At 29.3% G+C, this 9,708-nt stretch carries 10 protein-coding genes and 1 riboswitch; all 10 genes read left to right on the top strand.

What is annotated here, in order from left to right; all coding sequences use genetic code 11:
• Positions 1-332: 332 nt before the first annotated feature.
• The 10 genes from I4U58_RS10455 to I4U58_RS10410 all read left to right on the top strand — a co-directional run bounded on the left by I4U58_RS10455 (position 333) and on the right by I4U58_RS10410 (position 9,632).
• A complete protein-coding gene (locus I4U58_RS10455) occupies positions 333-1,088 on the top strand; it encodes a DUF4405 domain-containing protein (protein WP_195931291.1) in 756 nt (251 codons plus the stop codon).
• Positions 1,089-1,154: 66 nt separating this feature from the next.
• Positions 1,155-1,254: riboswitch (guanidine-I (ykkC/yxkD leader) on the top strand.
• Positions 1,255-1,456: 202 nt separating this feature from the next.
• Entirely contained in the window at positions 1,457-2,152 is a 696-nt protein-coding gene (locus tag I4U58_RS10450; RefSeq protein WP_195931290.1) for a radical SAM protein, read from the top strand.
• Between the two features lie 154 nt (positions 2,153-2,306).
• Positions 2,307-3,011 (top strand): GntR family transcriptional regulator, encoded by a 705-nt coding sequence (locus I4U58_RS10445; RefSeq protein WP_195931289.1) that lies wholly within the window; start codon positions 2,307-2,309, stop codon positions 3,009-3,011.
• A gap of 71 nt (positions 3,012-3,082) precedes the next feature.
• Positions 3,083-4,039 carry an ROK family protein gene (locus I4U58_RS10440; protein WP_195931288.1) on the top strand — a complete coding sequence of 319 codons (957 nt, stop codon included), beginning with the start codon at positions 3,083-3,085 and terminating at the stop codon, positions 4,037-4,039.
• Positions 4,040-4,185: 146 nt separating this feature from the next.
• The gene (locus tag I4U58_RS10435) at positions 4,186-4,494 is read left to right on the top strand and encodes a PTS sugar transporter subunit IIB (protein WP_195931287.1); all 309 of its coding nucleotides are present in this window, start codon (positions 4,186-4,188) and stop codon (positions 4,492-4,494) included.
• A gap of 199 nt (positions 4,495-4,693) precedes the next feature.
• A complete protein-coding gene (gene celB, locus I4U58_RS10430; RefSeq protein WP_195931286.1) occupies positions 4,694-6,016 on the top strand; it encodes a PTS cellobiose transporter subunit IIC in 1,323 nt (440 codons plus the stop codon).
• Between the two features lie 130 nt (positions 6,017-6,146).
• Complete coding sequence (locus I4U58_RS10425; protein WP_195931285.1) at positions 6,147-7,535, top strand: glycoside hydrolase family 1 protein; 1,389 nt, start codon at positions 6,147-6,149, stop codon at positions 7,533-7,535.
• Positions 7,525-8,427 carry an ROK family protein gene (locus I4U58_RS10420; protein WP_195931284.1) on the top strand — a complete coding sequence of 301 codons (903 nt, stop codon included), beginning with the start codon at positions 7,525-7,527 and terminating at the stop codon, positions 8,425-8,427. Before I4U58_RS10425 ends, I4U58_RS10420 begins: the two co-directional genes overlap by 11 nt.
• A 19-nt stretch (positions 8,428-8,446) precedes the next feature.
• Positions 8,447-8,761: a PTS lactose/cellobiose transporter subunit IIA gene (locus I4U58_RS10415; protein WP_195931283.1), complete on the top strand. Its 315-nt coding sequence runs from the start codon at positions 8,447-8,449 to the stop codon at positions 8,759-8,761.
• Positions 8,762-8,831: 70 nt separating this feature from the next.
• Positions 8,832-9,632 carry a type I phosphomannose isomerase catalytic subunit gene (locus I4U58_RS10410; RefSeq protein ID WP_195931282.1) on the top strand — a complete coding sequence of 267 codons (801 nt, stop codon included), beginning with the start codon at positions 8,832-8,834 and terminating at the stop codon, positions 9,630-9,632.
• Positions 9,633-9,708: the final 76 nt, after the last annotated feature.

Raw genomic sequence — 9,708 nt, 5'->3', positions numbered from 1 at the left:
CAATAATAGTAATTTCAATGGAATATATGAAATTAATAAAAAAATTTAGGGATATAAAATCATAAAATTAAATTGATAATTTCTAACAAAAAAGTAGTTGACTTGGAGTTAACTTAAAGGGTGTTTTTTAATTCTAGTTAATTTTTTAAAATTCAACAGATGTCTATTTTTACACTATATTTATTTAAATTAACTAAATATAGTATAAAAAAAACAAATATATTTAAATTTAAAAGAAGAATTACATTATATAATAAATGTGTTAATGAAAATCAATATCAAAAAATAATTGAATTAATTATAAAAAATTTTAAAAGGAGAGTATAGCAATAATGAATAAAAAGAATATTTTCAAAATCGTACTAGACATAGTTATGATTGCTCTGTTTATAACATTTTTCAATAAAAACTTAATCAGTTTCCAATTCCATATTAAAAGTGGGATGATATTTGGTGCACTTATACTAGTACATATAATTGTAAACAGAAAATGGGTAGTAAATATAACAAAGAGAATCTTTGATAAAAATTTAAAAGCGAGAACAAGAATATCTTATATTATAAGTGCTTGTTTATTTATATTAGTTTTCACAATATTAGCAAGTGGTATATTAATGATGAAAGCTGATAATTATGATAGAGTAATGTTCTGGAAGATGCTTCACATAGGTGCTTCTTATTTATCAATAGCATTTATAGGTCTTCATGTTGGACTTTACTGGAACTTTATAAGAAACTTCTTCAAAAAGATGTTCAATATAAAAAATTCTACAACAGTATCAAAAATATTAGCAAGAGTTATAGTTGTAGCAATATTAGTTTTAGGAGTATATAACATACATACTCAATCTTACTTCGCAAAAGTAAATAACACACTTTCATATGCTATTGAGCATATACAACCTCAAGATTTAGAGGCACCAGAAGGTGGAGGTCACTACGAAAAAGAAAGTCTATCTTTCTTAAAATTAACTAATATATATGGAAGTATAGTAGCAGTATTTGCAATAGGAACTTACTACATAGATTCTGCAGCTAAAAATAATAAAAAATATGCTAAAAATAACAAAATACAACAAGCGAGTTAATAAATGAATTAGCTTGATTCATATATGTAATTATGCTAAAATAAGTTTAACATTTCAAACTTAAAATTCATAGTTTTCTAGGGTTCCGTAGTATTTATATACTAGCTGGTCCGAGAGAAAACGCACAAGTTATTTGTGAACACGGAAGGAGAAAAGCCTGGGAGATATTTAATTATATTTCCCAGGCTTTTTTTTATTTAAGCAACGGAATCTTTGATTCGTTGGCGATATGAACGAAGTGAATTTTAAGCGACGGAATCTTTGATTCGTTGGCGCCATGAACAAAGTGAATTTTTAAGCAACGGACGAAGTCGTTGGCGATATGAACGAAGTGAATTTTTTATTTAGATTAAAGGAGTGTTATTAAAATGAAAAATAATTTTAGTTATAAGGATGTTTATGTTGAAGAAGGGAAAAGAGTATTAGAAATTAATATACTACCAGAAAAATACTGTAATTTTGATTGTGTATTTTGTCCAATTGGCAGATCAAAAAATAAAATTGATGTACCAACAGAATTTGAAGATTATGATGTGGCACTTGCTGAATTAGAAAATATGATAGATACTACAAATCCAGACTTAGTGTTTATCAACTCAAAAGGAGAGGCCTTAGTTAATAACAAAGTAGAATCAATTCTAGATTTTATAAAATCAAAAGGATTAAAGGTGAGATTACTTTCTAATGGATATATACTTTCTAAAAAAGAGTATATAAACATAGCAAACAAGTGTGATGAAGTTATTGGAGAAATTAAAACAATAACAGAAAAAGATTTTAAAAAGATACAAAGACCAATAGAAGATTATACATTAGAAGAGTATATTGATAATATGGTTGAATTTAATCAACAGTATAATGGTAAATTTATATTTGAAATTACTATAATTAAAAAATATAATGATGATGCTGAATCAGTTGAAAAGCTAAAAGATGTAATCAAAAGAATAAACCCAGATAAAATTGAGATTGTCAGAATTGATGACGAGAGAATGAAAAAGACAATGTGGGTAGATGATGAAAGATTTGAAGAAATAAAAAAAGAATTACTAAATGTAAAATAAGTTTGATTTTAAGGAAGTACAATTTTGTACTTCCTTATTTATTACATTAATATAGGTATAAATAAAATTTGTATTTATAAATTTTATTGATTATAATATATAGTATAGAACAAAAATAAAATATAAAGAGTCTTATAAAAGGAGAGGTGAGCGTATGAGTGCTAAATATAAATTAATAGTAGATGAAATAGAAAAAGATATACTAGATGGGAAGTATAATAAAATAGGGAAATTGCCAACAGAGGAAGAGTTGGTAGCACATTATGGTGTTAGTAGAACGACAGTACGTAAAGCAATCAGTATATTATCCAGCAAAGGGTACATATATCAAGTACAGGGGAGTGGAATATTTGTAAGAGAATCAATATTAAAGGGGTACATAAGTTTAGAAACATTGAAAGGACTTACAAGAGATTTTCCAAATAGAGAGATAGTAAATAAAGTCATAAGCATAGAAGTTATGCATGCTGATGAAAAATTAGCACACGATATGAAATGTGAAGTAGGGACAAAAATTTATTATGTTAAGAGACTTAGAATAATGGATGGAAAGACTTTCTCAATGGAATACTCTTATTACAATAAAGATATTATTCCATATCTAAATGAAGATATAGCAAAATCATCTATTTATTCATATATACTTGAAGATTTAAAATTAAACATAGGATTTGCAGATAAAGTAATATATGCAGATAAAATGGATGAAGAAACTGCTGAACAATTAGAACTTGATATGAGTGATCCAGCTTTAGTAATAGAAAATAAAGTATTTTTAAATAATGGGGATATATTTGAAGTATCTAAAGTAATACATAATTATAAATATGCTAAATTACTTAAATTAGCTACTTTTTAATAAAATATAAAATGCAAGTTACTAATTGTATAGTTGTTTAACTATACAATTAGTGAGAAATGGGGGATAAAATGTATAGTATAGGTGTAGATATTGGTGGAACAGGAATAAAAGCAGGGGTTGTAGATGAGCAGGGGAAAATAATCTACAGAGCAAATTGTAAGACTGATGTAGATGGTGGATTTGATAGAATTATTTCTGATATTAATACAATGGTGAGAAATATGTTATCTGAAAACGATATTACAAATGAACAAATTCAATCAATAGGATTTGGCGTGCCAAGTTTTATAAACTCTGAAGGTAAAGTTACATGTGTAAATTTGGGTTGGTTTGAAGTGGATTTTGTGCCAAAGTTAAAAGAAATTTTCCCAGAGTTTGATATATTTGTGGAAAATGATGCAACTGTAGCAGCATTAGCAGAAAGTAAATTTGGAAGTATGAGTGGAAATGATATTTCAGTTTTATTAACTCTTGGAACAGGGATTGGTGGTGGAATTATTATAAATAACAAGCCATTTGTTGGAGCACATGGAATGGCGTCAGAGATAGGTCATGTTGTAATTGGAGAAAATACATATAACTGTAATTGTGGGAATAATGGTTGTTTCGAAACCTTTTGTTCAGCAACAGCCTTAATTAAACATACACAAGAAAGAATTAAACAGTCAGAAAAAGATACAAAGCAATATAAAAGTATGATTTTAGATATGTGCGAAGGTTGTTTAGATAAAATCAATGCTAAGATAGTGTTTGATGCGTATAGACACAAAGACAAACTTGCAAAAGAAATTATAGAAAGATTTAAAAATTATTTAGCGATAGGAATTGCAGGCGTTGTTAATACTTTAGATCCAGATATAATTGCGATTGGTGGAGGTTTATCTAAGTCTTCAGATATCATATTAGAAGGTTTAAAAGATATGACAAGAAAGCACATTCTTTATAAAAAAGAGAATTTTGCAGATATAGTTGTAGCGACTTTAGGTAATGATGCAGGGATAATTGGAGCGGCCTTTTTGAGATAAAAAAATAACTCAAAAAATAATAAGAAAAAAATGGGAAAAGGGTTGCACTTGCGAAAGAAGTTTGCTACTATTATTTTATAAATAAAAATTTGTAGATATAAATTAAATTCAAAGAGATTAATAAAATTCAAAGGGGGAATTTTACAATGAAAATATTATTAGCGTGCTCATCAGGAATGTCAACAAGTTTATTAGTTAATAAAATGAAAGAAGCTGCTCAAGCTGAGGGGATAGATGTAGAAATATGGGCAGTAGCACAATCAGAAGTTGATAGTGAAATCAACAAAGCAGATGTATTATTATTTGGTCCACAAATGAGATTCTTAAAGAAAAAATTTGAACCAAAAGGAAAAGAATTAAACATACCAGTTGATGTAGTACCACCAATGCTTTATGGACGCTGTGATGGAAAAGGCGTTTTAAAATTAGCAATGGATTTAGTTCATAATAAATAATAATTAATTCAACAATATATTATAGACATGAAAACTAAGCTAATATCAGTAACAGATAATTAATAAATAAGAAACTTATAATCCTATCTGTTCATATCTATTGAATTTAAAAATTTGATTATTTGTTACTGATAAATATAAAGAATTACCGAATTTATAAAAGTTTAAATTAAAAGGGATTTATGGGAGGAGTAATTTTATGTTTGAAAAATTAGAATCAGCAATAATGGTCATGGGGGAAAAGCTAAACAACAATAAAATATTAATGGTGTTACGTGACTCATTCATGCTTGCATTTCCACTTACAATATTCGGGTCAATAATGTTAGTAATAGCAAACTTCCCTTATTTAGGGAAACTAATAGGAGAAGCTAATTTAGCAGCTTTACAAAATGTATTAGGACCAGCTTCAACAGCAACAATGTCAGTTACAACAATATTCGTAACTTTAGGTATAGGATATTATTTATGCAAAGAATTAGGTGGAGAGCCTATCTATGGTGCAACAGTTGCATTTGTAGCATTCTTATTATTAACACCGTTTGAAGCACCAATAGAAGACACAGGCGAAATGTTATCAAGTGTTTTAGCAATAGATCGTCTTGGTGCAAAAGGTATGTTCATAGGTATGTTTGCAGCATTTGGGGCAGCTTACTTATATTCAGCAATAGTAAATAAAAATTGGACAATCAAAATGCCACCAACAGTACCACCAGCAGTATCAAAATCATTCTCAGCATTAATACCAGCGTGTTTAACATTATCACTTTTCTTAATATTAAGAGCAGTATTCGCACTTACACCATGGGAAAATGCCCACGACTTTGTATATCAAATAATTCAATCACCATTAACTAACTTAGGTAAAGGTATAATACCAACATTAGTAGCAATATTTGCAATTCAAATCTTATGGTTCTTCGGTTTACATGGACAAATCATAGTAAACTCAGTTATGGACCCAATCTGGAATACATTAACTTTAGAAAACTTCAATGCATTTAGTGCAGGAGAACAATTAACAAACGTAGTAACAAAACAATTCATGGAAACTTTCACAGTAAGTTTAGGTGGAACAGGTATGACTTTAATTGTAGTAATTTCAATGCTTGCATTTATGAAGAGTAAACAGCTAAAAGAAGTTGGTAAATTAGCAGCTCCAGCAGCGATATTCAACGTAAACGAACCTGTTATATTCGGTTTACCAATAGTTTTAAACCCAATGATATTAATACCTTGGGTGTTAGCACCAATGATATCAACAGGAGTTGCTTATCTTTCAATGTCTACAGGATTAGTTCCAATGACTACAGGGGTGTCAGTTCCTTGGACAGTACCAGTATTATTAAGTGGATTCTTAGCAACTAACTCTATAAGAGGATCTATATTACAGTTAGTACAAATGGCAATAGTATTTGTAGTTTGGTTCCCATTCTTAAAAGCATTAGATAAGAGAAATTATCAAGAAGAGCAAGATTTAGATAGCTTAAAAGGCACTGGATTAGAAGAAGAGGCCAAGTAGTACATAATGAGTAAATTTTAAAAGTTATTTATATAATTCGCAGCCTATTAATTGCAAGTATAGGCTGCGATAAGGTCAACGTAAAAAGGGATAATAAAGTAAATAAAAGATAGAAAAAGGGAGAGAAAAAATGACAGTAGAATATAAATTTCCAGAAGGATTTTGGTGGGGAACAGCAACATCAGGACCACAATCAGAAGGTGCAGGAGATGTAGATGGTAAAAAAATGAGTATATGGGACTATTGGTATAAAGAAGAGCCAGAGAGATTCTTCGATAATGTAGGACCACAAGATACATCTACATTTTATGTTAATTATAAAGATGACATAAAATTATTAAAAGAAACTGGACATAATTCATTCAGAACTTCTATTCAATGGTCGAGATTAATACCAGATGGTGTGGGAGAAGTTAATCCAAAGGCGGTAGAGTTTTATAACAATGTAATAGATGAGCTTATAGCAAGTGATGTATTACCAATAATAAATTTATTCCACTTTGATATGCCGCTGTGTATGCAAGAAAAAGGTGGTTGGGAAAGCAGAGAAGTAGTAGAGGCTTATGCACAATTTGCAAAAAAATGCTTTGAATTATTCGGAGACAGAGTTAAACATTGGATGACGTTTAATGAACCTATTGTCCCTGTTGAAGGTGGATATCTTTATAACTTCCACTACCCAAAAGTACAAGACGGAAAAAGAGCAGCACAAGTTGCCTTCCATACAATGCTTGCAAATGCAAAAGCAATAAAAGAATATAAAGAATTAGGACAAGATGGTCAAATAGGTATAGTTCTTAATTTAACACCATCTTACCCAAGAAGTACAGAGAATGAAGAAGATGTAAAAGCTGCACATATAGCAGATTTATTCTTCAATAGAAGTTTCTTAGATTCGGCAGTATTAGGAGAAGTTCCATCAGAATTAGTAGAATTACTAAAACAATATAATGTATTGCCTGTTTATGAAGATGGGGATGTAGAACTTATTAAAAATAATACAGTTCAATATTTAGGAGTAAATTACTATCAACCAAGAAGAATAAAAGCAAAAGAAAGTGAATATAAAGAAGACGTATTTATGCCAGATATGTTCTTTGATAATTATGAAATGCCAGGACGTAAGATGAATCCATATAGAGGATGGGAAATTTACGAAAAAGGTATATACGATATATGCATAAATATAAGAGATAACTACAACAACATACCTTTCTATATATCTGAAAACGGAATGGGTGTAGAAGGTGAAGAAAAATACATAAATGCTGAAGGTGTAGTTGAGGATGACTACAGAATAGAATTTGTAAAAAATCATCTAAGATGGTTACACAAAGGAATAGCAGAAGGTGCTAATTGTAAAGGATATCATTTATGGACATTTATCGACTGTTGGTCTTGGACAAATGCATATAAAAATAGATATGGACTAATAGCACTAGATTTAGAAACACAAAAAAGAACTATAAAGAAAAGTGGTAGATGGTTTAAAGAGGTAGCTGATAATAATGGATTCTAAAAATGTTATATGTTTTGACATTGGGGGAACTTTTGTCAAATATGGAGTATTAGACTATGAGGGGAATATATTAACGAAGGATTCTTTTAAAAGTAATGCAGATAATGGACAAGAAATCTTAGATAATATGTGCGAAGTAGTTAAAAAATATATAAAGTTATACAAAATCGAGGGAATATCTATAAGTTCACCAGGATTTGTGGATGTTGAAAATGGCATAATTACAGCAGGTACAATAATAGATGGGTTTATCGGACTGAATATGAAAAAATATTTTGGAGATAAATTTGGCTTACCAATTGCGATAGATAATGATGCTAATTGTGCCACAATAGCCGAACACAAACTAGGTAATGGAAAAGGATGCAAAAACTTAGTCTGCGTAACGATTGGTACTGGGATAGGTGGTGGAATAATCATAAATAATGATATTTACCATGGAAGTAAATTTATGGCTGGCGAGTTCGGATTTATGTTTATAAATGGGACAAAAAGAGAAAATCCAGATCATTATATTTATAGCAATTATGCATCTACTAGAGCTTTAGTAGAAAAAGCAAATAAAAGACTACATGAAGAAGTAGATGGAAAAGAAATATTTGAAAGAGCTAAATCGGGAGATATTGATTGTAAAGAAATATTAGATGAATTCTTTGATGATTTATCTTTAGGAATATACAACTTAGCTTATATTTTAAATCCAGATAAAATTCTTTTAGGAGGAGCAATCTCTCAACAAGAATGTTTGATAGATGAGATAAAAGAAAGAATGGATAGATTTGAATATAGCTTTTCAAAAAGTGTAAATGAATATGTTGATATAGACAGATGTAAGTTTTTAAATGATGCGGGACTTGTAGGGTGTCTATGCAACTTTAAAAATAAGTATTAAATAATTAGGGGGAAATAAAATGCAAGCTCAAGCAATCTTTGATATATCATTTCAAATAATATGTAGTAGTGGAGAAGCTCGTAGCATGGCTATGGAAGCAATATCACTAGCTAAAGAAGGGAAAATAGAAGAAGCAAGAAATATGTTAGCAGATGCTAGAACAGAAATAAATAAAGCTCACAAGCATCAAACAAATTTAATAACTTCAGAAGCAAATGGGGAAAAAAATGAAGTTTCTGTATTATTAATACATTCTCAAGACCATCTAATGAACGGAATGACAGTTCTTGATATGGCAGGGGAATTTATAGATTTATATGAAAGAATAAAATAATAATTTATATCTGAACCTTTCATACAGAAAAACTGTCTGAAAGGTTCGTACTATTTAAGGGGGAAATCAAATGTCAATTTTAAAAATGAAACCGTATTATAGCAAAAAAATCTGGGGATACGAAAAATGGAATTTATCAACTCACAGAGCAGGTTCTTCAATAATTGAAGAAAGTGGCCAATCATTAGCAGACTATAGAAAATCACAACTTCCAATATTGATAAAAATTATAAAATCAGAACAATCTCTATCAGTACAAGTGCATCCGGGAGACGAATTTGCAAGAAAATATGAAAATGATAATGGGAAAACAGAGTGTTGGTACATACTTGAGGCAGATGAAGATGCAAAGTTAGTTTGCGGTATTAAAAAAGGTCTTAATAAAGAAAAATTAGATAAAATTATAAAAGAAAATAAACTAGAAGAAAATCTTGAATTTATAAGTGTAAAACCTGGCGACATGATATACATTCCATCGGGAACAGTACATGCAATCGGTGCAGGAATAAAATTAATTGAAGTTCAACAAAGTAGCGATGTAACATATAGATTATATGATTGGGGAAGAAAGAGAGAGCTACATATACAAAAATCATTAGAAGTTATAAATTATGAAGGTGATAATGGCTATGGCAAGATGGAAAACTTTGAAATTTTAGAAACTCCATATTTTAAAGTTGAAAAAATAATCGTAAATACATCGATGCGAGGTAAAACCAATAATAAATTTTGCTCATTTACCATTATACGCGGAAATGGATATGTGATAACTTGTGATAAAAGAATAGAATTAAATCCAGAAGATACTATTTATATAGAAGAAAATACATCTTATGAAATTATAGGAGATTTAGAATTAATAAAAGCATAAAGAATTAATAGAACAAAAAATTTGATAAACTAAAAAAATAATCCTACAATTTAATTAAATTAGATAAATAAAATTT

The organism is Clostridium sp. 1001270J_160509_D11, assembly GCF_015667935.1.
Classification (GTDB): domain Bacteria; phylum Bacillota; class Clostridia; order Peptostreptococcales; family Peptostreptococcaceae; genus Intestinibacter.
This window is presented reverse-complemented; position numbering and strand designations above follow the sequence as displayed.

Excerpts from the sequence above, each read along its gene's own strand:
- I4U58_RS10455 (WP_195931291.1), top strand. The coding sequence starts at position 333 with ATGAATAAAAAGAATATTTTCAAAATCGTACTAGACATAGTTATGATT.
- I4U58_RS10450 (WP_195931290.1), top strand. The coding sequence starts at position 1,457 with ATGAAAAATAATTTTAGTTATAAGGATGTTTATGTTGAAGAAGGGAAA.
- I4U58_RS10445 (WP_195931289.1), top strand. The coding sequence starts at position 2,307 with ATGAGTGCTAAATATAAATTAATAGTAGATGAAATAGAAAAAGATATA.
- I4U58_RS10440 (WP_195931288.1), top strand. The coding sequence starts at position 3,083 with ATGTATAGTATAGGTGTAGATATTGGTGGAACAGGAATAAAAGCAGGG.
- I4U58_RS10435 (WP_195931287.1), top strand. The coding sequence starts at position 4,186 with ATGAAAATATTATTAGCGTGCTCATCAGGAATGTCAACAAGTTTATTA.
- celB (WP_195931286.1), top strand. The coding sequence starts at position 4,694 with ATGTTTGAAAAATTAGAATCAGCAATAATGGTCATGGGGGAAAAGCTA.
- I4U58_RS10425 (WP_195931285.1), top strand. The coding sequence starts at position 6,147 with ATGACAGTAGAATATAAATTTCCAGAAGGATTTTGGTGGGGAACAGCA.
- I4U58_RS10420 (WP_195931284.1), top strand. The coding sequence starts at position 7,525 with ATGGATTCTAAAAATGTTATATGTTTTGACATTGGGGGAACTTTTGTC.
- I4U58_RS10415 (WP_195931283.1), top strand. The coding sequence starts at position 8,447 with ATGCAAGCTCAAGCAATCTTTGATATATCATTTCAAATAATATGTAGT.
- I4U58_RS10410 (WP_195931282.1), top strand. The coding sequence starts at position 8,832 with ATGTCAATTTTAAAAATGAAACCGTATTATAGCAAAAAAATCTGGGGA.